The 24158-nt window shown below is 63.6% G+C and carries 19 protein-coding genes; 5 read left to right on the top strand and 14 right to left on the bottom strand.

Annotated elements, in window-relative coordinates; genetic code table 11:
- Positions 1 to 185: 185 nt before the first annotated feature.
- Both P0R31_RS24935 and P0R31_RS24930 read right to left on the bottom strand, forming a co-directional pair.
- A complete protein-coding gene (locus tag P0R31_RS24935; RefSeq protein ID WP_275516903.1) occupies positions 186 to 563 on the bottom strand; it encodes a hypothetical protein in 378 nt (125 codons plus the stop codon).
- Between the two features lie 72 nt (positions 564 to 635).
- A complete protein-coding gene (locus P0R31_RS24930) occupies positions 636 to 980 on the bottom strand; it encodes a DUF1236 domain-containing protein (protein ID WP_275516902.1) in 345 nt (114 codons plus the stop codon).
- A 490-nt stretch (positions 981 to 1470) separates the two neighbouring features.
- On the opposite strand from P0R31_RS24930, the gene P0R31_RS24925 reads away from it, so the two are divergent.
- Positions 1471 to 2790 carry an aminotransferase class V-fold PLP-dependent enzyme gene (locus P0R31_RS24925; RefSeq protein WP_275516901.1) on the top strand — a complete coding sequence of 440 codons (1320 nt, stop codon included), beginning with the start codon at positions 1471 to 1473 and terminating at the stop codon, positions 2788 to 2790.
- 130 nt (positions 2791 to 2920) lie between these two features.
- Here the strand turns inward: P0R31_RS24925 and P0R31_RS24920 are convergent, their stop codons facing one another.
- The 5 genes from P0R31_RS24920 to P0R31_RS24900 form a co-directional block, all read right to left on the bottom strand.
- Complete coding sequence (locus P0R31_RS24920) at positions 2921 to 3448, bottom strand: DUF2846 domain-containing protein (RefSeq protein WP_275516899.1); 528 nt, start codon at positions 3446 to 3448, stop codon at positions 2921 to 2923.
- A gap of 33 nt (positions 3449 to 3481) precedes the next feature.
- Positions 3482 to 4504, bottom strand: a complete 1023-nt coding sequence (locus P0R31_RS24915; protein ID WP_275516897.1) for an LLM class flavin-dependent oxidoreductase — start codon at positions 4502 to 4504, stop codon at positions 3482 to 3484.
- Positions 4505 to 4559: 55 nt separating this feature from the next.
- Positions 4560 to 5114: a hypothetical protein gene (locus P0R31_RS24910; RefSeq protein WP_275516896.1), complete on the bottom strand. Its 555-nt coding sequence runs from the start codon at positions 5112 to 5114 to the stop codon at positions 4560 to 4562.
- Between the two features lie 154 nt (positions 5115 to 5268).
- Positions 5269 to 6126, bottom strand: coding sequence for a L,D-transpeptidase (locus tag P0R31_RS24905; protein WP_275516895.1), 858 nt, complete (start codon positions 6124 to 6126; stop codon positions 5269 to 5271).
- Positions 6127 to 6251: 125 nt separating this feature from the next.
- Complete coding sequence (locus tag P0R31_RS24900; protein WP_275516894.1) at positions 6252 to 8438, bottom strand: response regulator transcription factor; 2187 nt, start codon at positions 8436 to 8438, stop codon at positions 6252 to 6254.
- Positions 8439 to 8686: 248 nt separating this feature from the next.
- On the opposite strand from P0R31_RS24900, the gene P0R31_RS24895 reads away from it, so the two are divergent.
- Complete coding sequence (locus P0R31_RS24895) at positions 8687 to 8980, top strand: putative quinol monooxygenase (RefSeq protein ID WP_275516893.1); 294 nt, start codon at positions 8687 to 8689, stop codon at positions 8978 to 8980.
- Between the two features lie 170 nt (positions 8981 to 9150).
- Here P0R31_RS24895 and P0R31_RS24890 read toward each other — a convergent pair whose 3' ends face one another.
- A complete protein-coding gene (locus P0R31_RS24890; RefSeq protein WP_275516892.1) occupies positions 9151 to 10026 on the bottom strand; it encodes an AraC family transcriptional regulator in 876 nt (291 codons plus the stop codon).
- 164 nt (positions 10027 to 10190) lie between these two features.
- On the opposite strand from P0R31_RS24890, the gene P0R31_RS24885 reads away from it, so the two are divergent.
- Entirely contained in the window at positions 10191 to 11339 is a 1149-nt protein-coding gene (locus P0R31_RS24885) for an aldo/keto reductase (protein ID WP_275516891.1), read from the top strand.
- A 124-nt stretch (positions 11340 to 11463) separates the two neighbouring features.
- On the top strand, positions 11464 to 12111 hold the full coding sequence (locus tag P0R31_RS24880) for a formylglycine-generating enzyme family protein (RefSeq protein WP_275516890.1): 648 nt from the start codon (positions 11464 to 11466) through the stop codon (positions 12109 to 12111).
- 229 nt (positions 12112 to 12340) lie between these two features.
- Here the strand turns inward: P0R31_RS24880 and P0R31_RS24875 are convergent, their stop codons facing one another.
- The 4 genes from P0R31_RS24875 to P0R31_RS24860 all read right to left on the bottom strand — a co-directional run bounded on the left by P0R31_RS24875 (position 12341) and on the right by P0R31_RS24860 (position 18907).
- Positions 12341 to 13228, bottom strand: a complete 888-nt coding sequence (locus tag P0R31_RS24875) for a transglycosylase (protein ID WP_275516889.1) — start codon at positions 13226 to 13228, stop codon at positions 12341 to 12343.
- Between the two features lie 474 nt (positions 13229 to 13702).
- Positions 13703 to 14425, bottom strand: a complete 723-nt coding sequence (locus tag P0R31_RS24870; protein WP_275516888.1) for a GrlR family regulatory protein — start codon at positions 14423 to 14425, stop codon at positions 13703 to 13705.
- Between the two features lie 225 nt (positions 14426 to 14650).
- Positions 14651 to 15481: an outer membrane protein gene (locus P0R31_RS24865; RefSeq protein WP_275516887.1), complete on the bottom strand. Its 831-nt coding sequence runs from the start codon at positions 15479 to 15481 to the stop codon at positions 14651 to 14653.
- Between the two features lie 123 nt (positions 15482 to 15604).
- A complete protein-coding gene (locus P0R31_RS24860) occupies positions 15605 to 18907 on the bottom strand; it encodes an outer membrane protein (protein ID WP_275516886.1) in 3303 nt (1100 codons plus the stop codon).
- A gap of 323 nt (positions 18908 to 19230) precedes the next feature.
- Here P0R31_RS24860 and P0R31_RS24855 point away from each other — a divergent pair, with 323 nt between their 5' ends.
- Positions 19231 to 20268 (top strand): AraC family transcriptional regulator, encoded by a 1038-nt coding sequence (locus tag P0R31_RS24855; protein WP_275516885.1) that lies wholly within the window; start codon positions 19231 to 19233, stop codon positions 20266 to 20268.
- 372 nt (positions 20269 to 20640) lie between these two features.
- Here the strand turns inward: P0R31_RS24855 and P0R31_RS24850 are convergent, their stop codons facing one another.
- Positions 20641 to 22662 (bottom strand): YgiQ family radical SAM protein, encoded by a 2022-nt coding sequence (locus P0R31_RS24850; RefSeq protein WP_275516884.1) that lies wholly within the window; start codon positions 22660 to 22662, stop codon positions 20641 to 20643.
- Between the two features lie 83 nt (positions 22663 to 22745).
- The gene (locus tag P0R31_RS24845) at positions 22746 to 24158 is read right to left on the bottom strand and encodes an amidase (RefSeq protein WP_275516883.1); all 1413 of its coding nucleotides are present in this window, start codon (positions 24156 to 24158) and stop codon (positions 22746 to 22748) included.

The following is a 24158-nucleotide window of genomic DNA, read 5'->3' as shown; positions in this document are numbered from 1 at the left end:
AGGCCCGGGATAAATTGGCAATCGCGCAAACGTTCCGCGTGTCCGACACGTTGACGCGTTGATGCGGTCGGAGCCAGTTCCGCGACGCGAAGCGCCTCGCCGTTCATTCATTCAGCGTTCATCTGCGTGCTTGCGGCCATGGAGTCGCGTTCGCTGCGATCGTAGCTCTCAAAATGCTCCGACCGTCACCAGACGCGTGGAGAGGCGAGAGGAAGCCGCGCGGCATTCCGATTTGAATGCAGACCGGCTGCTCGCGCCGTGCCGCGTCGAGATGCCGGCGTGACGTCCGGCTTTCTCGTTTCGAGCATCGCCAACGCGTTGCTTGCACCATGATCCGGCGACTCGGCGGCGAGCAGGGGAGTGGAGACCGTGGTGGCGATCCGAGTGGACGTGTCGAGGATGATTTTTTCTGGCAAGGCCCGTGCGGAGTGGATGCGAATGCTGGTTCGCGCGACGTCCGGGCCGGCAGCGCGCTCCGCGGCCTGCGGCAGAGAGCGATCCAGCAAGAAGAGCAACGCCACGGCAAAAATGCTTGCAAATACGAGGTATCGGACGATCGGCATCAGGCGCTACCGCAACGAAGCCATCGAAAGAATGCACGGGCGGGCCGCCTCGACGACCCGCCGTGCGGCGGTTTAGTCAATCTCCTGGACGACCATGCGGCTGCCGGGATCGACCAACATCACGCGGCTGCCGGAATAGACGTAGCGATACTTGGTGAGCGAGGGACCCCAGTCACTCGGCACGGCCGCGAGTTCGACGTCGCTCGGCACGGGCGAACCGACGACGATCTTTTCGCGCGTTTCGACCGGACGGATCTTGCGCTCGGTGACGTAGGACCGGATCTTGGTGCGGTACTCCGGTTCGATCTGCACGGCCGCGCCGTGCCCGGCCCCGGTCGTCGTGGTGATGGTGGTCTGCGCCATCGCGCCCGTCGACACGAGCAGAGCGGCGGCCGAAATCAACATGAGCTTCTTCATCGCGTTCTCCCTCGCCGCTGCATGCGGCGCTGCAATGAACTCGCCATCAGCTGTGCCGTTCCGGGGAAACCCGGAACGTTTGCCGTTTTTTCCCGTTCTCTCCCCGGGAGGATTCAACTGGAGGAGAGGAAAATGCCTGTGTTGATTCTTTGGGCGGTGCCCGCGCTCATCGTCCTGGGCGGCGGCATCTATCTCATCGGCTACCTGCACTGAACGTGAACGCTCGGTTTCCGGACAAAGGAAGAAACCGGGCCCGACATCCGCTCGCGAGTGTCGAGGCTAGTGCGTCGACCGCGTCGTCGCCATCGGCTTCCGATCATCGCATTGTCACACTGCGGTCATCTCCGCTGCATCGTCCGTTGCTCTTGTCCCGCGCGCCAGAGCCTGCTTCGTCCGGTGACGTCGGCACGGAGCTCTGGCTCGTCGTTTGGCGCGTTTCGCGATGCGAGCCCGACGCCGCTTCGCCCGAAACGCTCTGGGGAGAGCTGACATGCAACTGATCAGGACGTTTTCAGCGGGCCGCCGCGCAATGCTCAAGGGCCTCGCGGCAGCGGCCGTGGCGCCGCTTGGGGCGCCGGCCTTTGCCCGCGTGGGCCTTCCGCCGCAGCCGACCGGCTCAATGGCCGCCATCGCCACCGACAAGTCCTATTGGGCGGCCGTGAAGGGGCTCTACGCCGTGACGCCAGACATCCTCAATTTCGAGAACGGCTATTGGGGTATCATGGCCGAGCCCGTGCGGCGCGAGTTCATCCGCCAGTCCGACATGGTCAATTATCAGAACACCTATTACGCGCGCCTGCGTGCGGGTACGGATTTCGAGGCGGTGCGCACCAAGGTGGCGGAGGCGGTCGGCGCGCTTCCGGCGGAGATCGCGCTCACCCGCGGCGCCACCGAAGCGCTTCAGCTCCTCATCGGCGGCTACAACAGGCTGAAGCCGGGCGACGGCGTGCTCTATGCCGATCTCGATTATGATTCGATGCAATATGCGATGAACGCGCTGAAGGCGCGCCGCGGCGTCGACGTGGTCAAGTTCGACGTGCCGGAGCCTGCCACCCGCCAGGCGGTGCTCGACGCCTATGCCCGCGCCATCGAGGCGAACCCGAAGACGAGGCTTCTGCTCCTGACCCATGTCAGCCACCGCACCGGCTTCGTCATGCCGGTCGCCGAGATCGCCCGCATGGCCAAGGCCAAGGGCATCGACACCATCGTCGATGCCGCCCATTCCTGGGGACAGCTCGACTTCCGGGTGAGTGAGCTCGAGGCCGATTTCGTCGGCTTCAATCTGCACAAATGGATCGGTGCGCCGCTCGGCGTCGGCTTCCTCTACATCAGGAAGGATCGCCTCGCCGCCATCGACCGCAACATGTGCGACGAGGATTTTCCGGAAAGCGACATCCGCTCGCGGGTGCATACCGGCACGGTCAATTTCGCCACGGTGCTGACGGTGCCGGCGGCGCTGGCGCTGCATCAAGAGATCGGCGCGGCGGCGAAGCAAGCGCGCCTGCGCTACTTGCGCGATTATTGGGTGAGCCGCGTCCGCGGCTTCAAGGACATCGAGATCCTGACGCCGGATGAGGCCGGCTCATATGGCGCGATCACGTCGTTCCGCCTCGCCGGCAAGACCGGCAAGGCCGACAACGAGGCCATCGTTGCGAAGCTTCGGGACAGCTACCGGATCATGACGGTGCGCCGGGCCGGTGTCGCCAGGGGCCAGTGCATCCGTGTGACGCCGGCGCTCTTCACCGACGAGGCCGATCTCGACCGCCTCGTCGAGGCGCTGGCCGTCATCACGGGGACGAAGACGGGGTGAAGCTGGCGTAGGGCGATCGCATTTACGATGGCCCGAGGCGCGATGGTCTTCACATCGTCATGGCCGGGCCTGTCCCGGCCATCTACGCCTTGTGCGAGTGTCCGCGTTTTCGCCAGCGGAGCGCCTCAGATCATGCCTTGCCGCACGAGCTGTTGCTCTGATGCAGGCTGGCGACGTCGGCACGACCCTGGCCTTCCGTGACCTGAACCAACGTGATTGCACCGGGCGTGATGATTCCCACCTGTGGCTGGGCGGAGAGGTAGGTGGTGCTGCCGGCGCGCAGATCGAGGCTGACTTTCTCGCTTCCCTGCCCGAACAGATTGCTGCTCAGCGGAAGATTGTTGACCGCAACCTCGTGGCGGCCTGGAGGCAGGTCGCAGGCCAGGAAACCCGCAGCCTGACTGCCGCCTACGGAGCGTCCATCGACCGAATAGCTTGGCTGGATCGCGAAACCCAGCGCGGATGAGCGATAGATCACCAGCCGCGCATTATTTGCCTTGACGTTATCGGTCAGAGCTGCGCTGCCTATCGGCCCTGACGCACACCCCGCAAGCAAGAAAGCCGCAACGAAAATCCCCGGACGCAAGCCCATTTCAACCCCCTGATTCAGTCCGATAGTCCCCAGGGGATCATTGGCGGGGGTGGTGCGCGAAGTCAATCGCGACTTCTGGTCGTGTCGCGCCAGCTCATGTCACCGCCACCCCAGCGCCGGCGCGACATGCGCAAGGATGGCCTCGATCGCATGCGCGCAATAGTCGACGCCGAGCTGGTTCGGGATCGTCAGCAGCAGCGTATCGGCTTCGGCGATCGCCTCGTCCTGGCGCAGCTGGTCGATCAGCACATCCGGCTCTGCCGCATAACTCCGGCCGAAGATCGCGCGCGTGCGTGGGTCGATGAAGCCGATCTGGTCTTCGCCGCCGCGCTCGCCGCCGAAATAGGCGCGGTCGCGATCGTCCATCAGCGCGAAGATGCTGCGGCTGACGGAGACGCGGGGCTCGCGGCTGTGGCCGGCGTCCTTCCACGCCGCGCGATAGGCCCGGATCTGCGCCGCCTGCTGCACGTGAAAGGCCTCGCCGGTCTCGTCGTTCTTCAGCGTCGAGCTCTGCAGGTTCATGCCGAGCTGCGCCGCCCACACCGCGGTGGCGTTCGAGCCGGCGCCCCACCAGATCCGCTCGCGCAGGCCCTGCGCATGCGGCTCCAGGCGTAAGAGCCCCGGCGGATTGGGAAACATCGGCTGCGGGTTGGGCTCGGCGAATCCTTCGCCGCGCAGCAGGTCGAGGAAGACCTCCGCATGGCGCCGCCCCATGTCGGCATCGCTCTGGCCCTCGGCCGGCCGATAGCCGAAATAGCGCCAGCCGTCGATCACCTGCTCGGGCGAGCCACGGCTGATGCCGAGCTGCAGCCGTCCGCCGGCGATGAGATCGGCACTGCCGGCGTCCTCCACCATGTAGAGCGGGTTCTCGTAGCGCATGTCGATCACGGCCGTGCCGATCTCGATTTGGCTGGTCTTGGCGCCGACCGCCGCGAGCAGCGGAAAGGGCGAAGCCAGCTGCCGCGCGAAATGATGCACGCGGAAATAGGCGCCGTCGGCGCCTAACTGTTCGGCCGCGACCGCCAGCTCGATCGATTGCAGCAGCGTATCCGCCGCCGAGCGCGTCCGCGATTGCGGCGAGGGCGTCCAGTGCCCGAAGGAGAGGAATCCGATCTTTTTCATGCGGGCAAACATATGGCTGATCGGAAGGGTTTGCGAGACGTTCCTGGAGGCGGCTTCAGATTTCGCAGCCGGTCAGGTTCAAGGCCTTGAGCAGCCCGCCGAACGCCTTGAGTCGACAGTGCTCGGTCTCGCTGGCGGTCTTTGCGCGCTGAGCATTGGCGGCTCGTTTCACGACGATCGCCTTTGGCTTCTGCCTGGGAGGTTCGGCGGTCGCGGTCGGCTTCGGTTTGCTTCGCGGACGGACGATCGGCGCGGGCGCGAATGAACCGACATGCACGTCCCGCGGCGCGACGGAGTTCTCCACCGAAGCGCTATGCGTCAGCATCGGGCGGCTCTCGGCGGCAACCTCGAGGCGATCGGCCTTCGCCAGCGCATCGTGCGAAGCGGGGATGCCCGCGTTCTGCTCGGCAGGCGGCTGGACGGTCGCGGCGGCGCGACGCGGTGGCGCACTCAGCTCCATCGCCGACAGCATTCCCACACCCAACAGGATGAGGAGGCCCAACAACGCCATTCTCAGCATAACGCGCCTCTGACCCAGGTTAGCGCCGCTGAAAATTCTCCGCGCCAATGAGGCAACTTTGCCGGCGGCTGCCGGCCCGTCGGCAATCATTTGCCGACAGAGTTAATATCGGTGGTGCGTCCCGCCAGCGCAGACCGGCCCTGGTCAGGCAAGATGGTCTGTTCGGCCCTGGCTTGCCGACGTGGAGTGACGACTTGAATTGTCTCTCTGTCCCCAGTGCCAGGGCGAGGACGTGCGGGCTGAACTACTGCACCTCGGCCATCTTCGGTCCGGGTGACGGCATCTGCGCGTTGGTTGCCGACGGCCGGCTCGACGGCGAGGCCGGGTCTGGCGATCGGGACGCGGCATCGGGCGGCGCACCCTGCGACGGACGACGGGCCGCATTCGTCGGAAGCACGATCACCTTGGCGCCGACTTTCACCCGCTCATAGAGGTCGACGACGTCCTCGTTGGTCAGGCGAATGCAGCCGGACGACACCCGCTTGCCGATCGTCTCGGGCTTGTTGGTGCCGTGAATTCGATATTCGGTCTCGCCGAGATACATCGCCCGGGCGCCGAGCGGATTGCCGGGGCCGCCTGCCATGAACCGCGGCAGATAGGGCTGACGCGAGACCATCTCCGCGGGCGGGCGCCAATCCGGCCATTCTGCCTTACGCGCCACGGTCTGCTCACCGGACCACGCGAACCCTTCGCGGCCCACACCAATGCCGTAGCGCATCGCCTGCGTGTCGTTCAGGACGAGATAGAGGAACGTGTTCGTGGTATCGATGATCACGGTGCCCGGCGCCTGGCGACTGGCATAGTCGACCACCTGTCGGACCAAGGCTCCGGGAACGTCGGCGTCGGCTTTGGGCGGCTCGACCAGCGGCACTGGTGCCGGAACCGGAGGCGGCGCTGGTGCATGAACCGGAGGCGCCACGTAGACCGGCGTGGACGATGCCTTGGCCTGGAGCGCGGACGGCTTCCGCGCCGGCTGCACGTTTCCCGCGGGAGCCAGCAGGCCGTACCCCAATGCTGCCACGGCCACGGCGCCAATTCCGACTCTCGCAGCCATCGGCAGTGCGATCGTCTCGACCTTCCGGCGTTTGGCCCGCTTGCTCATGTTTTCTCCCAGGTCGCCACGCCTAGGACAGGTACCCCGCAAGATTTAAGAAACTTCGAAGCGATTTCGCTGGGGCCGGAACCGCCGGAGATGGTTAACGCCGGTGTGCGGAGGCATCTCGTCAGCTACACGAGCCAATCATGCACCGGATGGTGCTCAGCGCCCCTTGCGTAATCAACCGCGCCTTGCTCCGCGTGCGAATGGCCAATCAGGTCTGCATCTGGGATCAGCGACAGTTCAACATGTCCTCCGGCACGGAGCGGGACATGTTCAGCCGTGTCGGCTCCGTAGCCATTCTCGCGATGATCCTTGGCCGATGGCATATCATTCTTGAAGTGAAAGGAATCTGCGGCCCCGGGCGCGGCAGCCGCCTGTGCCGGACCGGCGTCATGCTTCGCCTGGTCGTTGCCGCCAGATTTTTGGCCCGGCTCCGCATGCAGATCTTTGGAAGGATTTGAATGCACCTGGTGCAAGTCACGCTGCGATTGGCCGGAATTGGCGTGGCTTGCCGGTCCATCCTCGCTGCCATGCTGCTCGGCAGCTGGGGAGCCGGGCTCCGAAACGCGATGCGATGACCCATGATGGGAGTCGTGTCCGGTTGAGCCCTGCTTACCGGCTGCTGCGCCCTCTTCCGAAACATGCAAATCACGCTGCGATTGTCCACGCGTAGAATCGTCCCCCACCGGGGCGAGCTCGGCGTGCTTCTTGCCGGTTGCGGCGCTGTTCTCCGAAGCGTGCGATTGCCCTTGATCTGATGCGTGGTCCGGTGGCCCCTGTTCGGCATTCGGCTTGCCTGCCGCTGCGCCGTCTTCCGAAACGTGCAAATCACGCTGCGATTGTCCATGATCGCGCGCGTCTAGTGCGGCCGCCTGTGTCGTGCCGTGTTCTTCATTCCTCGCGCCGGTTGCAGCCGCCTGTTCGAAGCCGCCATCAGCGCTCAGTGCGTCGATGGCGCCGGATCCGATATGGGGGTTGCCGTTGTCGCCGAAATCGTCCTCGCGCGCGGCCGCATCGATGATCCCCGGTTCGTCGGCTCTGGCCATGGCATCGCCTCGGGCAGCCGCGAAGGCGAATGAATCATGGTGTATGTCGGGATCGGGCAAGGGCAGGCTGTCGAAGCTCTTGAAGTCGGGCCTGCCGGGACTATTGAGGGCGGCCAGGTCGCGGGGGGCGTTCGCGTCAGCCCACGCAAAGACATCGCTCGGGCTGTCCCAAGCAGTGAACGCCTGGGCGTGACTGCTGAGGAGCGAGACTCCGACTGCCGTCATCATGAACGTGCCGGCGCTGCTCAAGCCCGCCCTTGAAGGGTTGAGTGGCGGCACTGTGATCGTGGTGCCGGCGATATCGGCTCGGGATTCGATGAGCTTGCTCGCCCGCGTCGGCATGTCTGCCAGCGAATTCTCGATCCGGACGGCTTTGGCCGTTCTGCCCGAAGCAGCATTCGCCTTTTGGGGGGAAATCTTGATGGTCACGATCGCGCCGGCGCCGTCTGCGGTCATGACCGTGAAATTGTCGGCATGCGCATGATCGAAGGCGGCCGCGTTCGCGGATTGAACGTCATCCAGCGCCGCCCAAATCAGAGCTGCCAGCGCGCCGACCCCGCCGTAGAGGCGCGCGAGGGCGAAGCTTGCGAGCTCCGTCCGGTTTTTGATGTCGAGCCGCGCGGATATGTGATCGATCCGCGCCTGAATGGTGCCTGGGGCGACCTTGAGCTCGCGCGCAATCTCCTTGTTCGACATGCCGCTGGCGACCAGACGCATGATCCTGCGCTCCTGGTCCGTCAGCGCTGCCAGGCTATTTTCGCCAGACGCGCCATTGCCTGCCTTGCGGGCCGCCGGGTGCGCGTTCGGCGCCACCAGCCGCAGCGACTGCATCAGGTTTTCGGGCTCCTCGCGCATCGGTATGGCCGTGCAGGCACCGGCTGCGACGGCGGCAGCGAGATCGCCGCGCGCGATCGATGCGGTGTAGAAGACCAGCCGTGTGGGAAGGCGTTCGGCGCTGACGGCGGCGAGCATTGCCGCGGCCGTCACGTCAGGAAATCGGTCCTCGACGAGCGCGACGTCCGGCGTCAACGTCCGGACCGCTTCGAGGCAATCGACTCCATTGATGCAGGACGCAACGATCTCGAAGTCACGCTCGGTCGCAAATAGCGTCTCAAAACCCTGCAAGACGATCGGACGGCGATCTGCGATCACGAGTCGGATACGACGCATCTGGTCTGGCTCGCCCGGCTTCCCGTCTTGATTGGCCCCAGCAAAGCGACCCGGCTTCAGCCGCGTCACCTGCAAGAGCAGCGCGGCAACGCGCGACACCGGTCTTGGTTCCGCAAGGTTCGTAAAATCAGCAGAATGCGCAGCGAACGATCGTGCTCGCTGGAGCCAGCCAGGCCCGCTGCGGAGCCTATCCCGTCTCGTCGCGCTCTAAGCCGTTGATTTTGTTGCCCGCCCGATGCGACATGGGGTTGTTTTCGACTTTTTGTTGCGGGGGTGCAAAGATATCGGTCCGAGCCCGATCTGGTCCGGCGCTCGCATTTTCATCCATTCATTTCCGGAGCCGCATCATGCAGGTTTACAACGTCGTCAAGTTCAAGGTGAAGCCGGGCCAGGAAGACGCCTTCCTCGATGCGCACCGCGACGGCAAGGCCAAATGGCCGGGGCTGGAGCACGGCGTCATCATCAGGACCGGCGATCAGACCTTCTGCCTCATCGGCACGTGGGTGAGCCAGGATGCGCTGGTCGCGGCACGCTCGGCGATGATCAAGACCCTCGACAGTTTCAGGTCGGTGCTCGAGGACCAGGGCAACGGACGCGGAGTCACGGACGCGGTGTCGGGCGAGGTCGTGCTCGCGTTGTAGCCAGCGGGCCGCGCCGCGACGTCATAACCCGCAGGCCCTTGGTCGTGAACCGCTTCCTCCTGACGCCGGGGCGGCAGGCTCGTCGGAAAATGCGCAGGGTTGAGGCGTGTCGTCGGCTATTTGCCGGCTGCCGTTGTCCGCCATTGGCCGTCAGGAGTTACTTTCCCCTGTCAAAGATGGAATGAGCGTCGATATTGGGATGGGCTCTGGCCGGTCATTGTCCGGAAGACGCGGGCAAAATGCGCGGGACTGAGAAAACCGACGCGTAGCGCCATCTGCGCGACCGAAAGCTTGCTGCTCGCCAGCAGTTGTTTTGCCATTGCGACTCGCCGCGCATGGACGAATGCCAGCGGCGTCTGCCCGGTCGCTGCCCTGAATGCGCGATGGAAATGGCCTTCCGAGAGCTGCGCAAGATCAGCGAGATCGGCAATCCGAATTGTCGCGCTTAGATGCGCGTCGATGAATTCGGTGACGCGCCGTAACCTCCACGCCGGCAACTTGATCGATGTATCCTTCACTCTTGCACCACCGTATCGGCGTGCAAGGTATACAACGAGAGCAAGGCTCATCGTGTCGCAATAGATCGCGTCGAGACCTCCCTCCAGCGCGTCAACTCGTTCGAACTCCGCGAGCATGTTCCAGACAAAGCTGTCTTCCGAGCCCGACAGGGGGCCCAGTCCTTCGATCGATGCGCCGGTGATTCCTGAAATCTTGGCAGGGTCGAGGGCGATCGCTGCCCATCGCCAACCCACATTGTGAAGCCGAAGCCGTCGTTCGCAGCCAGCCGGGAGAAATGAAACGGTCGACGGTAAATCGGGGCCGTCATAGCGATGCCCGCCATCGGCCGAGATTTCATGTCGCTCGGCGCCGCCGGACAGGGTCGCCATGATGAGGTGATTTGTCGACAGGATGCGTCCTTCGACGATGGAGGTCATCGGCCGGTACGCCGTTTCGAATGCGCCGTTCGTCCATTGGGTGCGCCGCCAGCCATCCGGCCGGGAACTCAAGCGATCGATTGTCGACGCATTCTCAATGACACGGTGCATCGCGACTTCCTGCGCAGCGACGTTGCCTGAATACACATACAAGCTTGGAACCGCAATTCCTTGCAGGCCGGAAATGGAGCATCGTCGCGTCAGGATCGGAGTGATTTGGTCAGAATCCCGCGCGACAAAGCGAGAGGTCGATCCTTTCTATTGGCAGGCGACAAGTGCCGCAGGCGAAATCACGGAGATTTGCAATGGATAAGACACCACAGGACTGGCCGACGGCGACCGACCGCCGCCAGTTCCTCGGCGCCGCCACCGCGATGGGCGCCGTCGCGGCGACAGCTGTTCACGCAACTGCGGTCGGCGTTTCAAGCGCCAGTGCGCAAGCGCCAGCCGGCACTGCATCGCGTGCGGCTGCGGCGGGGCCGGTACTCACCCGAACGATCGGCCGCACCAACGAAAGTCTGCCCGCGCTCGGACTGGGAACGTTTCTGACTTTTGACCTGCTGCCGGGCAGCAATCGTGACGCGCTGCGAGAGGTCACCAGGAAATATATAGATGCCGGCGTCCGGGTGATCGATACATCGCCGCTCTACGGGACCGGCGAGGTCAGCGTCGGTGGATTTCTCAGCGCCATGGGCGTGACGGACCAGATGTTCATCAGCAACAAGATCTGGTCGACCGGCGACTACCTGGCTGACGAAAGCCACGCCTTGGCCAGCATGGAGCAATCGAGGCTTCGGCTGTGGCGCGACAAGATCGACGTGCTCCACTGCCACAGCCTGGTCAATGTCGACGCGATCGTGCCACTGCTGCGCGTATGGAAGAGAGAGGGCAGGATTCGTTATGTCGGCGCCTCGGTCCACGAGAATGACTATCACAACATTCTCGCGGGATTGATCGACAAGGATCTGGTGGACATCATCCAGGTCAATTATTCGATTTTCAATCGTCATGCCGAGGAGCGGGTCCTTCGCGCGGCGAGCGACAAGGGTGTCGGCGTGTTGACAAATATGCCGCTGGAAAAAGGTCGCTTGCACAAGATCGTGGAAGGCCGGCCGCTGCCCGATTTTGCCCGCGACATCGCTGCAGAGAACTGGTCGCAGTTCTTCATCAAATGGGCCATGGGCCATCCGGCGGTGACGACCGTTCTTGCCGCGACGTCGAACCCGGATCACGCGGCCGAGAATGTCGGCGCGCTGCGCGGTCCTCAGCCGGATCAATCCATGCGGCAGCGGATGGCACGGCATATGGAAAGCATTCCCGGCTTCGCCAATCTCGCGTCGATGCAATGGTATCCTGACAAGCAGAGCATGTACCAGGGCGTCATTCGCCGTTCGCAGGCGGCATTGCGTCAGCGCATGAGCTGATCGGTGATGGCAGGCGCGCTGGGTCGGCGCCTGCCCCTTCTCACCTCGAGGCAATACAGGAGAAGTTCGTGCATGAAATGGCGCTCGATTGCTTTGCGATGTGGCTTGATGGCTGTTACCAGCGTTGCATTCGCCGAGCCTGGCCAACGCGAAAATCTGGGCAAGTTTGCCATCGACCGGACCGAGGTCACGATCGGCCAGTTTCGCAATTTCGCTGCTGACAGCTCTGAAGACCGCGGCCGAACAGGCAGGAGGCGGACACGAATTCGCGGACGGCTGGATCCGTCGCAGCGGCTGGACATGGGCGACTCCGTTCGGAGAACCGGGCAGCGAAGATGAGCCGGCGGTGCATGTGTCCTGGAGTGAAGCCCGTGACTACTGCTTAGCCGCGGGCGGACGCTTGCCGACCCTGGAAGAATGGGAAAGAGCCGCCTATACCGAAACGCGTGCGAATCCTACCGATGATTTCGTAAGTGGACGCACCTATCCTTATTCTGTCGGCGATAGACCTGACGGCATGAACACATCCGGTAGAGATCGCTGGCCGCGGCATGCAGCGGCAGGTACCACCAAGCGGGGTGTCAACGGTCTGTACGACATGGGTGGCAATGTCTGGGAATGGCTCGCGGATCGGCGGGGCGATGAGGCACTGACGGCCGGCGGGTCGTGGTGGTATGGTGCGGACAAGACAAAAGCGTCAGCCGTACAGTGGAAATCGGCCGACTTTCATGCGGTCTATATCGGGTTTCGTTGCGTTTACACGGCTCAATAGTCCGTTCAGGTGAGGGCCCCAACACATCCTGGGTGACGCAAAGCAAACCCTGAACGTCAACTGGAACTTCTCGCGAGAGGTCCGTAATGGGCCAAAGGCTGACGGCCGGCGAGCTGCGCTACCACGTTGGCAACCGCGCCATGAGTGGACTTGGTTGACCCAGCTGGCTCAGTTTCGCCGCGGCGACTAAAGGCACAGCTAGCGTGGCAGGGCGCTGCCGACGACCGAATTATTGGCTTGCCGCCGCCGCAGCAGTCGCAACGTATTTCCCGTAGAATTCGGCGACCCGGCCGCGCCACATGCCGACGAACGCCTCCGACGTCACGTTGTCGACCGATTTCCAGGTGCGCTTGAAGGCCGGAAGTGTATTGCCCCAGATCGCGCGTTTGCACCACCTCTCGCCCTTCTCCCTGCCTTCGCTGCTGGCGCACATGGATTTCCAGGCGAGGCGAGTGGGCTTGCTGATGTGCTCGGCGGCGCCTTCCCAGCCCTGCTGATGGATCAGGTAGAGATCGCTCATGTCCGGCTTGCGGTGGGTGATCCACTGGAACAGGACGCCTTCGGTGATGATCTTGTAGGCGGCCGCAATGGCGTTATCCCGCGGACTGCGAATCTGCCCGAAGCCGAACTTCCCGAACTCGTAATAGCTGAGCTGAAACAGCCCGATATATGACCCGGTGCGTTGATTGGGGTTGAAGCCGGATTCGATCTTGGCAACCGCCATCATGAAATTGAAATCGAGACCAAACGCGTCGGCAGCGCGCTTGATCTCCTCAGTCGGCGTTCCGACCGGGATGTCCTTGAACGCACGCAAGACGATCTCCGCCGGTTTCTCGGCGGGCGGCAGTTCGGACCAGACGTAGTAAATCAGATGACGGAAATCCTGCGTCGACGCCGCTTTCGGAGCACCGTTGGACGCATCGCGTTCCGGCGGCAGCGATTGGACGACATCCTGCCCCAACGACGCCAATTTCGGCGCGACGGGTTCATCGACGATCTCGGCTTCGGTGCGTGGCGGCGCCGAACCTGCCGACGGCACCGAGCCCGGCTCTGCTCTTTCCGCCCGAAGCGCTGCCGCGAGTCTGGCGGATGCCTCTGCGTACGCGTCAGCCGTCACCACGTTCTCGGGAGCTGCCATGCTCGCCGCAGCCGGTATGCTCGCTGCCGCTTGCGACATGACATCCGGCACCGTCGCGGCCGGTCTGTTACCGGCGGCCAGAAAAAGTCCAACGGACGCGAGAACAGCCACGATGCAGCTGGTCTGCCAGGCCTTCATTGCCCGAAGTCCATTGATGGCTTCTGTACGAAGGCTGTTCGCATGGTCCCTGCGGCCCGTGGGGTGACCACTCTTCGTAGAAACTTAAGGTTTAAATGTGGTGAACGAGGTGGGCTTTCTGCCTCGCCAGCCGATGTGTCCCCCTTTGGGTCACCAGCGGCCGCTGGCGGAGGCGCTCGTGGGGGCGGCCCTGGGATCATATGCTGCCAATGGGATCCGATCTCAGCGGTTCAGCTCTACACCCCGCAAGACCAACTCGGAGCGAAACCGATCTTCTAGCTTCGCCAGCAGCTGCGCCCTCAGCTTTCGCAGCCCCTAAGCAGCGCAGATCAATTCCAGAGCAGCTTCGAACCTGATGCTGCGCTTGCCCGCAAGCGCCGTGCCTTCAAGAATACCGCCCTTGGCATCGCACGTTCCCGAAAAACCAATTCCAATCTCGTGTCCGCCGAATACCGGGTCTTCCCCTCGCGCTGGCGTATGCTCTTGATTGACCATCTGCCCTCTCCATCGGCCATTGGAGGAGGAGTATGACCCCAGATAATAGAAAAAAGCATCGCCACCCAAGATACGGCCATTGTTCATTAGCATCACCCCAGTCAGGCCGCCGGGGACGCCGTCCAAAATTTTTAGATGGATGGAGTACAATCCGTTGGAAATGCCACCTTCACCAATCTTCCCGGGCGCCGGAAGGTCGCTTTCATCCAGCGGGGTCATGATGGATCGAAAGACGGCACCGGGCACCTGCGGGGAACTGCCCTCGAAGTGAAACGCCTTACCAACCGCCCCTCCAACGACAGAAATTGACGAGACGTCGGAACCGAGTAGAGACTGATGATCGGCGCCAAAATTGTGTCGTCGGCTGGTCACATCGACACGTATTGAGTCCCCCTCGACATGGTATTTCCCAATATGAGCAAACCCTGAATTGCCACCCAGCAACTTGCCCCGGCGCACATACGTGACGCTCCGTCCAACCGCTTGGTTGATCGAAAATTCGCTTTTGAAGAGGCCGTCGAAAGCGCTTGATAACTCGTTCATCCGGCACCACCGATTGACTCGGACTCCTCTTTTGCTCAGCGGCCAGACTCGGAAGACCGAGAGTACCGTTCGATTATTTCGACATCGGGGTCGATGACGCCCTCGCGATAGCCGAACAAGTTGACGTCTGAGTTTCGGGGCAGAGCAGACTTGCTCTGCGCTGCCCGTGGTTCACTACTAGGCGCGCCTGCGTTACCACCACTAAGCACCACCAAATCCATTCAGTCAAAACCGATAGTTGATGCCGCCCTTGGCCGTATGAAGCTGAACCTCGGTGTCCGTGAAGGACGCTCCGGGGAATGCAAGCGCATTGCCGTTCGACTTTCCGAGATTGATGTAGATGTACTCGGCCTTGAACGTCCAGCGCGGGTCGAAAGCCCATTCCAGGCCGCCACCCGCGGAGAAGCCCACCTGGACCTCCGACGAGGACGCGCTTCGCGTCAGGGCCGGGAAGAAGCCGTTGAAATTGGCGATGTTCGGCGTGGCGAGATTGGAGGTGAAGATGCTGTTCTTGACGTGGCCCCAGGCGAAGCCACCGGTACCGTAGATCAAGAGATTGTTCGCCGCGTATCCGAGACGTCCGCGGATCGTGCCGAAGACATCGATTTCCTGCTTGAGATTGAATACGCCGGTGAAGGCGCCATTGTCGCCGCCGATCGTGCCGGTGACGCTGAACGGGCGGCTCGCCGTCTCCCTGATGGCTGCGCCGCTGACATCCGCTTCCAGACCGTACACGAACGTGCCGGACTGCCAGTTATAGCCGATCTGGCCGCCGCCGAATCCGCCCTTGGGGTTCACATCCAGGGTGAACGGCCCAGTCCCGCCCGTGACGACATAGCCGGGCACGGTCCCGGTTGCGAGCGCGCCCGGATCGAAGGTCGCGGTCGGATCGCTCCAGCCATAACCGCCATGCACGCCGGCGTAAAAACCGGTCCAGCTGAATGCGACCGGCGCGGGCGGCGCCTTGGTGTAAGCCCTGCCGAGATCGGCCGCTGAGACGGCGTGAGAGAGACAGAGAGCCGAGAGCAGGAGAGTACCAGAGACAATGGATTTCATGACTTCCCTCAAATTGCGCCGAGAGGCGGCGCACCCATGGAACGATCGAGTCCCGGCTTTTGCCGACCTAATTCATGGCGGTGATCGCAACCAGCATCCGCATGCGCGTTTGCCACCGTACCCCTAGTCGCAATAGCAGAAGCCATAGACCGCACCGATCTTCGCGATGTGAATATCTGCACTGGTCTTGCGCGACGTGCTGTCCGCGTTGGACCTGAGAATGGTTGTCGCGCCCTGGATCTGCGTGCTCGAGCTGGTGCGTGTCTCGCTGCGGTCGATGTCGAAATGCGTGTAGCGATATTCGCCGCGCAGCGACCATCGTTGAGTGAGCTTGAACTCGCCGCCCGCGCCAGCCGTATAGCCCGCCACCCACTTGCCGTTGGGCCCGTCGACGCCGCCGGGGTCGGGAAAGGTGAAATGACCGAGCGCCAGGCCGCCGAGACCGTAGAGCATCAGCTTCGGGGTCACGAGATAGCCGGCCCGGCCGATCACGCCGACGTTCGAGCGCAGCTGCTCGCTGGCTTGCATCGTGCTCGGATTGACCCTTGTGGTCACGACACCGTTGAGAACTTGACGGGTGTTGCTCGTTTGCTCGCCGGTCGTCTTGAAGGCAACATCCGAGAACAGCGTGCCTTCGATCTGACCGCCGGCCACGATATTGCCGGCCCGCCAATTGTAGCCTGCGAACAGATCGACCATCGAGCCCGTCGTGTCGCCGGCGGCACTGCCACGGCTCGTCGTGTTGCTGACGGAATCCGTCGTCAGCACCGCGCCGTTGAAGTTCTGCTGGGCAGAGTCAGCAGTCGATGCGAGGATTTGCCGCGCGCGGCCTGCGCCGGCGGCGAAATAGGCGCCGAGATAGGGGCCTGCCCAGTGGTCGCTGGGGGCGCCGGGCAGCGCCGCCGTGGCCGAGGGCGGTCCTCCTTCACCGAACCGGTAGACCATACCGATCCTTCCGGTGTGGAAGTCGGCATTGATCTGACGGTTGGTGCTGTCGACGGACGAAGAGGCGCTGGAGGATCCCGTCGATTGCGCGCTCGATGAGAAGCTGCTGGTTTCGTTGCGGCTGAAGCCGTAATGCGTATAGCGATATTCGCCGCGCAGCGACCAGTTGCCCGTGAGCTTCACCTCACCGCCGGCGCCTACCGTGTAGCCGGCCACCCACTTACCGTCGACATCGCCGCGGAGAATGTTCCCGTCGGGGGCGGTGAAATGTCCCAGCGCCAGGCCACCGAGGCCGTAGAGCAGCACGTTCGGCGTCACCAGATAACCGGCGCGGCCGATCAGGCCGACATTCGAACGCAGCCGCTGCTGGATTTGGTTTCCGGCGGTTTGCGCAGATGAAGTCGTCGTGGTGACAACGCCATTCGAGGTATCAACGGAGGAGAATGTCTGAGGGCCGATGGTCTTGAACGTAACGTCGGAAAAGACCGAGCCTTCGATCTGGCCTCCGGCGACGACATTGCCGACGCGCCAATTGTAGCCCGCGAAAAGGTCGACCATCGAGCCGGTCACGTCGCCGACGGGACGGCCGGCCGCCGATTGGGTGCTGGTGGACGTCGTGGTCCCGACGCTGGTGAAACTGCTCGTGCTTTTTTCGTTGGTCGTGAAGGTTTCCGCGGCACGTCCAGCGCCGGCGCCGAAATAGGCGCCGATATAAGGTCCCGCCCAGCCGTCGTTCCAGGCCACGCCCGGCAGTGCCGCCATCGCCGACCGCGGACCTGACGCGCCGAATTGATAAACCAGACCGACCTTGCCGACGTGGAAATCAGCGTCGTAATGCCGCGCGCTGACGGTGCTGTTGGTGGACGTGCTGGTACCACCACCCGATACGGACGTCTGCGAGTTGCCTGACGGCTCGTTGCGGTCGTATCCGAAATGCATATAGCGGTATTCGCCGCGCAGCGACCAGTTGTCCGTCAGCTTGACCTCGCCGCCGGCGCCCGCGACATAGCCGGCCACCCATTTGCCGTTCTTGCCGCCGACGCGCACTTCGGAATCAGGATAACCGTCGGGATAGGTCAGATGCCCCAGCGCCAGGCCGCCGAGGCCGTAAAGCAGCACATTTGGTGTCACCAGATAACCGGCCCGGCCGACCACGCCGATGTTCGAGCGCAATTGCTGCCGGTCTTCGATGCTGTTCGTCCCTGAGTTGGTCGAGGTGACGACGCCGTTGTCGCTCGAAGCCGAGCTGTATGCCTCGATGCCGACGGTCTTCGTGGTGACGTCGCTGAACAGGGTGCCTTCGATCTGCCCGCCAACCACGACATTGCCGGTTCGCCAGTTGTAGCCCGCGAAGAGATCGACCATCGACCCCGTCATATCGCCGGAGAGATTGCCGAATCCTGATTGCGTGAACGCCGACGTCCCGCCGACAGTGCTGACACTGCCTTCGTCGTCGATTCTCGTGGAGGTCTGCCTTGCGCGCCCGGCGCCAGCGCCGAAGTAGGCACCGATATAGGGACCAGCCCAGCTATCACCCCAGGCGGTTGCGGATGGCGTCCCGCGTCCTGCCGGAGGTATCGCCGCCATTGCGGAGAGCGGTCCGCCGTCGCCGAATTGGTAGACCAGACCGATCTTGGCCAGGTGGAAATCGGCATTTGTATGTGACGAAGAGGCTTCGCCGCTGGTCGACACGAAAGTGGTTGCGCCCGTCACCGAGCTGGCCGTTGCGCTGCTGGCTGCGCTCCGATTGAAGCCGAAATTCAAGTACCGGTATTCGCCGCGCAGCGACCAATTGCCGGTCAGCTTCAACTCGCCGCCGGCGCCGACCGTGTAGCCGGCCACCCATTTGCCGTTATCGCCCCCAAAGGGATCGGCGCTGTCGGCAAAGGTAAAGTGACCGAGCTCGAGGCCGCCGAGGCCATACAGCAGCAGATCCGGACGCGCGAGAAAACCGAGCCGGCCGATCAGACCGACGCGCGAGCGCAGTTGCTGGTTGCTCTGCGCAATGGACGAGCTGGTAGTGGTCCCGGTCACCACACCGAGCAGCACATTGGTGCTGACGCTGTTGAAGGTCTGGTTGCCGAACGGCTTCAAGGCGACATCGGAAAAGACCGTGCCTTCAACCTGCCCGCCCGCCACGATATTTCCGGCCTGCCAATTATACCCCGCAAACAGATCGACCATCGAACCGGTCACATCGCCCGAGAGATTGCTCGCAGTCGTCCCAATCAGAGTCGAGCTCGACGTGACCACGCCGGCGTTTGTCGAGACCGAGCTGCTGCTGAAAGCGCCCGCCGAGGTTTCCTTCACACGTCCAGCACCGGCGCCGAAATAAGCGCCGATATAGGGCCCTGCCCAGCTATCGGTCCATGGCGGCCTCGGCGGCGCCTTCACAGTGAGGTCGGCGGCCAGAGCTCCTGCAGAAACCATGATCGAGGCGCCAGCCAATGAAGCGCCCGTCAGTGATGTCAGCTTCTTCACTCCACCCCCCAATTCCAATTCCAAAGGAGGCGCTTCAAAACTACCGGAACGCCCCCGTCACCAGGCGCAGCGCACCACGCCCTTGCCGCCTTCGTTTGATGGCCAAGTTACTGACACGTCATGGCCATCGGCTTCTTGTCCTGGCCTGCACCCGAGTTGGACGATTCCGCATCGTCTGCCCTTTTCGAACGCCGTGTTGCTCGGTGGATACATTCGCGCGTTCACTGCGTCACGGAGTTGGACAGCGGCGCGCCCGACTTGGACTCGTGCGACAGTCAATCCATTCCCGCAGAGCGTGCGGCGCTTTACCGCATTGGTAACGCTTGCGCCGCGATCAACTCTGCCGCGGTATCCCGTTACATCCACAGCTTTGCCGTGCAACGATGTCCAAGGTCGTATTCGCTTCGGATCAGCTTCCTGCCCATCTCGACGAAGGTGCGCGCCAGCGGCTATGGCTCGACCTGTTCACCGATCATTTGTGCGCGGCAGACATTTCGTTCTTTCCCGATGCGCCGTTTTACTCGCGGTCCGAATTCCTGAAACTCGGCGATATCGCGGTCACCCAGCTTGAGGCTAATATTCAGACGGCAGTGCGTACCCAGCGTCACGTCGAAGCCGATACCCGCGGCGACTACATCATCGGCACCACGTTCAACGGTGTGAGTACGCTGATCAGGCAGGAAGGCCGCGAAGCCATTCGCGGCGCGGGGGAGGCGATGCTCTATACCAACGCCGCGCCGATCGCGTCGCAACTTGATGGGCCGATCGCCTTTCGCGGCATCACGGTGCCGCGCGCGCTGCTGGCCGAGCGGCTGCCGAATTTCGAGGACCTTGCCTTGACGCCGTTGGCTGCATCGCCGGCCTTGCGTCACCTGGAGCGCTATCTCGCCATTATCATCGACTCCGATATCGATGCCGACCTCGTACTGAAGGAGAACATCAGTACGCATCTCATCGATCTGGTCGCGCTGGTCCTCGGCGCCCGCGGCGATTCAGCCGAACTTGCAACTCGCCGCGGCTTGCGTGCCGCGCGGCTGCAGGACGTGATCGCGAATCTCAGGGCGCGTTTCGCTGATGCGTCGTTTTCGCCAGGCGAACTTGCACGCAATTTAGGGCTTTCGCCGCGTTACGTCCAGGAACTGCTCCAGGAGACCGGATCGAGCTTTACCGAACGTGTCACCGAGCTGCGGCTGCAGAAGGCACGGAAGATGTTGCTCGACTCGCGCTACGACCGATCGAAGATCAGCGATATCGCCTATGCCTGCGGATTCAACGAGGTCTCCTACTTCAACCGCTGTTTCCGCCGCCGCTTCGGAACTTCGCCGAGGCATTATCGCCGCGATGTCGGCGAGCCGATGTGATCGGACGCGCAGTCCGAGCATGATCCTCGTTCCTGCGACGAGTCGAATCAGGCGCGGAGCAGTCTCGCGCTCGGTACGGCACTGGAGCTCAGGGATATCGATACGGACCGGCAGAACGGGTTCGCTCATCCACGTTCCGCGATGGTGGCATCATACGCCTGTTTTGCCCGACGAACAAGCCCTATTTCGTAAAAACGGAAATTCGTCATTCGCCGGGCGGATCAGGCCGCGATTGACGGGGCTGGGGCCGCCGGCGATCACGCCAAATCGCATCGCGCTCGTAAGCCGTTGATCTTGCTACCCCCGGCTACTGTGCATGGGGTTGTTTTCGAGCTTTGGTGTGGAGGAAGGCGCCGCACCAAACCCGCCCCGCTACTTCATCACCCGCAGGCCCTTGGTCGTGAACCGCTGCGTCTTGCCGCCGGGCCGCATGGGCCGCCTGGTGCCGGCGGCCTTGCCGGTGCCGGGCGGCTGGTGCGCAGGCACGAGCTGATGCGGCTGCGAGCCGATCAGGTCGCGGCGGCCCATCTCGATCAAGGCCTCGCGCAGCAGCGGCCAATTGTCGGGGTCGTGGTAGCGCAGGAACGCCTTGTGCAGGCGGCGCTGGCGCAGGCCCTTGATCGCCTCGACCTTGTCGCTGCCGCCGTGGCGCACGCCGCGCAAGGGGTTGACGCCGGTGTGGTACATCGCCGTGGCGGTCGCCATCGGCGAGGGCAGGAAGGTCTGCACCTGGTCGGCGCGGTAGCGGTTCTTCTTCAGCCACAGCGCGAGGTTCATCATGTCCTCGTCGGTCGTGCCCGGATGCGCCGCGATGAAATAGGGAATCAGGTAATATTTCTTGCCGGCGCGCTCGGCCGCCTCGTCGAACATGCGCTTGAACTTGTTATAGGCGCCGATGCCCGGCTTCATCATCTTGTCGAGCGGGCCGCGCTCGGTATGTTCAGGGGCGATCTTCAAGTAACCGCCGACGTGATGGGTGACGAGCTCCTTGATGTATTCGGGGCTCTCGACCGCGAGGTCGTAGCGCACGCCGGAGGCGACCATCACCTTCTTGATGCCCTTGGTCTCGCGCACCTTGCGATAGAGCCGGATCAGATCGTCATGCGAGGTGTTGAGGTTCGGGCAGATCTCGGGGAAGACGCAGGAGGGACGGCGGCATGCCGCCTCGACCTTCGGGTCCTTGCACGCCATCCGGTACATGTTGGCGGTGGGGCCGCCGATGTCGGAGATGACGCCGGTGAAGCCCGGCGTCTTGTCGCGGATGCGCTCGATCTCGCGCAGGATCGATCCTTCCGAGCGGTTCTGGATGATGCGGCCCTCGTGCTCGGTGATCGAGCAGAAGGTGCAGCCGCCGAAGCAGCCGCGCATGATCGTCACCGAGAATTTTATCATTTCCCAGGCAGGGATTCTGGCCTCGCCATAGGAGGGATGCGGCGCGCGCGCGTAAGGCAGGTCGTAGACCGCGTCCATCTCTTCCGTCGTGAGCGGGATCGGCGGCGGGTTGAGCCAGAGATCGCGGTCGCCGTGACGCTGCACCAGCGGCCGCGCATTGCCGGGATTGCTCTCCCGGTGCAGCACGCGCGAGGCGCGCGCATAGGCTTCCTTGTCCTGCTCGACCTGCTCCAGCGCCGGCAGGCGAATTACTGTGGCGCCCTTCTGGCGCGAGGCGCCCTCGTCGGCGGACTCGAGATCGTCGGCGTGCAGCTCGGTGTAATCGTCCGGCACTTTTCGGAACAGCGCCACGCCCCTGATGTCGTCGAGCTCGCGCGGCGCTTCGCCGGCCGCGAGCCGGTGCGCCACTTCGACCACGGCGCGCTCGGCGTTGCCGTAGAGCAGCAAGTCCGCCTTGGCATCGGCCAGCACCGAGCGGCGCACCTTGTCGGACCAGTAATCGTAATGCGCGATCCGGCGCAGCGAGGCCTCGATGCCGCCGAGCACGATCGGCACATCCTTGAACGCCTCGCGGCAGCGCTGGGCGTAGACGATGGTGCAGCGGTCCGGCCGCTTGCCGCCTTCGCCGCCCGCCGTATAGGCATCGTCGCTGCGGATGCGACGGTCGGCGGTGTAGCGGTTCACCATGGAATCCATGTTGCCGCCGGTGACGCCGAAGAACACCTTTGGCTTGCCGAGCGCCCTGAACGGCTCCGCCGAATGCCAGTCCGGCTGCGCGATGATGCCGACCCGGAAACCCTGCGCTTCCAGCAGCCGGCCGATGATGGCCATGCCGAAGCTGGGATGGTCGACATAGGCATCCCCCGTCACCAGGACGATGTCGCAGGCGTCCCAGCCGAGGGCGTTCATCTCGGCGCGGCTCATGGGGAGAAACGGTGCCGGCTTGCGCGGGCGCGCCTGCGCCATCAGGGGCTTTTCGGCGGTGATGATCTGGGTGTCCATGGCGCTTACGCATAGGACTCCGGGCCTGCGAATTCAACCGACGGGCGCGTGAAAGATCAGGTTCCTTACGGCTGCGCTGTTCCTCAGGGCCGCGAGGTGAACGTTTGCTCGATCGCGGCCGCGAAGGAGATCAGGCGCTCCTCGCTGTGCGGTGGGCCGACGACCTGCAAGGAGACCGGCATGCCGGCCCCATCGCGGCCGGCGGGCACCGCCAGCGCAGGGCAGCCGAGGATCGACCAGACATAGGTGATCATGATCCAGTCGATGTAGATCTTCGATGCGGTCCCCTCGATCTCGGCCGGCCACATGATCTCGACCGGAAAGGGCGCGACCTGCGCGGTCGGGCAGATCAGGATGTCGATGTCGCCGAAGAAACCCTGCATGCGCCGGTAGATGGCCGCGCGCTGCTCCATCGCGGCCGCGATGTCTGTTGCGGAGAGGCTTTCACCATGGGCGATGTCGCCTGCCACCTCGGGCGTGAAGGCCGCGCGCGATTGCGGCCAAAGTCTGCCCCAGGTGGCAAGATAGGCGAGACCACGTAGCGCGCGGATCACGCGCGGCAGCCCGGCGAGGTCAGGGGCGGTCTCGCTCATCCTGCAGCCGGCGGGTTGGAGCCGGTCGATCGCGCCGCGGAAGGCGGAACGAATGTCGTGATCGACCGGCAGCAGGCCGAGATCCTCGGACACCGCTATTCGCCCCGCCCATCCGGGTCGTGCGGCGGCGTTGCGGAACGATGCGGGATGCTCGCGCGACAACAGATCGGGCGGATGGAAGCCGGCCATCGCATCCAGCATCAAGGCAAGATCGGGAATCGTCCGCGCCATCGGTCCCTCGACGAAAACGGTGTCGAACGGATCGGAGAGCGGCTTTCTCGGCACGAGGCCCGGTGTGGGCCTCAGCCCCGCAACACCGCAAAATGCGGCCGGCGTGCGCAGGCTGCCGCCGACATCGTTGCCATGGGCGAGAAAGACCTGATGCGCGGCCAGCGCCGCTGCCGATCCGCCGGAGGAGCCGCCCGCGGTCAGCGCGGGAAAGAACGGATTGCGCGTCGCGCCGAACAGCGCGTTGGTGGTGTTGGCGCCGCCGAGCTCCGACAGATTGCTCTTGCCCACGACGATGGCGCCATTGCGCTGGAGACGATCGATTGCGGGATTCGATATCTCGGGGGCGCCGCGGGCCGTCAGCGCGCTGCCGCCGCTGGTCGGCACGCCTGCGACATCGGTGTTGTCCTTGACCGCGAGCGGAAGCCCGCAGAGCAGGGGCCAGTCCTCGCCGGCCGCCTTTTTCTCCATAAGCCGCTGTGCTTCACCCCGTGCGGCCTCGAAGCAGCGAACCGGAATCGCGTTGATCCCCGCATCCGTCGCTTCGATCCTGTCGATCGCGGCATCGACCACGTCGAGCGGCGACAGATGGCCTTTGCGAATCTCGGCAATGGCGTCGACGGCGGACAGCGCAAGAATGCCGGTGGAAGGCGCAAGGCCGGGCGCATCACTCAT

This window comes from Bradyrhizobium yuanmingense (assembly GCF_029167105.1).
In the GTDB taxonomy this organism is placed as follows: Bacteria; Pseudomonadota; Alphaproteobacteria; order Rhizobiales; family Xanthobacteraceae; genus Bradyrhizobium; species Bradyrhizobium yuanmingense_A.
The sequence above is the reverse complement of the archived record's forward strand: the minus strand, read 5'-3'. Positions and strand labels throughout refer to the sequence as shown.

What these genes read in the sequence shown, in the direction of transcription:
- P0R31_RS24935 (WP_275516903.1), bottom strand. Translation starts at nt 563, where the DNA reads ATGCCGATCGTCCGATACCTCGTATTTGCAAGCATTTTTGCCGTGGCG.
- P0R31_RS24930 (WP_275516902.1), bottom strand. Translation starts at nt 980, where the DNA reads ATGAAGAAGCTCATGTTGATTTCGGCCGCCGCTCTGCTCGTGTCGACG.
- P0R31_RS24925 (WP_275516901.1), top strand. Translation starts at nt 1,471, where the DNA reads ATGCAACTGATCAGGACGTTTTCAGCGGGCCGCCGCGCAATGCTCAAG.
- P0R31_RS24915 (WP_275516897.1), bottom strand. Translation starts at nt 4,504, where the DNA reads ATGAAAAAGATCGGATTCCTCTCCTTCGGGCACTGGACGCCCTCGCCG.
- P0R31_RS24910 (WP_275516896.1), bottom strand. Translation starts at nt 5,114, where the DNA reads ATGATTGCCGACGGGCCGGCAGCCGCCGGCAAAGTTGCCTCATTGGCG.
- P0R31_RS24905 (WP_275516895.1), bottom strand. Translation starts at nt 6,126, where the DNA reads ATGAGCAAGCGGGCCAAACGCCGGAAGGTCGAGACGATCGCACTGCCG.
- P0R31_RS24895 (WP_275516893.1), top strand. Translation starts at nt 8,687, where the DNA reads ATGCAGGTTTACAACGTCGTCAAGTTCAAGGTGAAGCCGGGCCAGGAA.
- P0R31_RS24890 (WP_275516892.1), bottom strand. Translation starts at nt 10,026, where the DNA reads ATGCACCGTGTCATTGAGAATGCGTCGACAATCGATCGCTTGAGTTCC.
- P0R31_RS24870 (WP_275516888.1), bottom strand. Translation starts at nt 14,425, where the DNA reads ATGAACGAGTTATCAAGCGCTTTCGACGGCCTCTTCAAAAGCGAATTT.
- P0R31_RS24865 (WP_275516887.1), bottom strand. Translation starts at nt 15,481, where the DNA reads ATGAAATCCATTGTCTCTGGTACTCTCCTGCTCTCGGCTCTCTGTCTC.
- P0R31_RS24850 (WP_275516884.1), bottom strand. Translation starts at nt 22,662, where the DNA reads ATGGACACCCAGATCATCACCGCCGAAAAGCCCCTGATGGCGCAGGCG.
- P0R31_RS24845 (WP_275516883.1), bottom strand. Translation starts at nt 24,158, where the DNA reads ATGAGTGATGCGCCCGGCCTTGCGCCTTCCACCGGCATTCTTGCGCTG.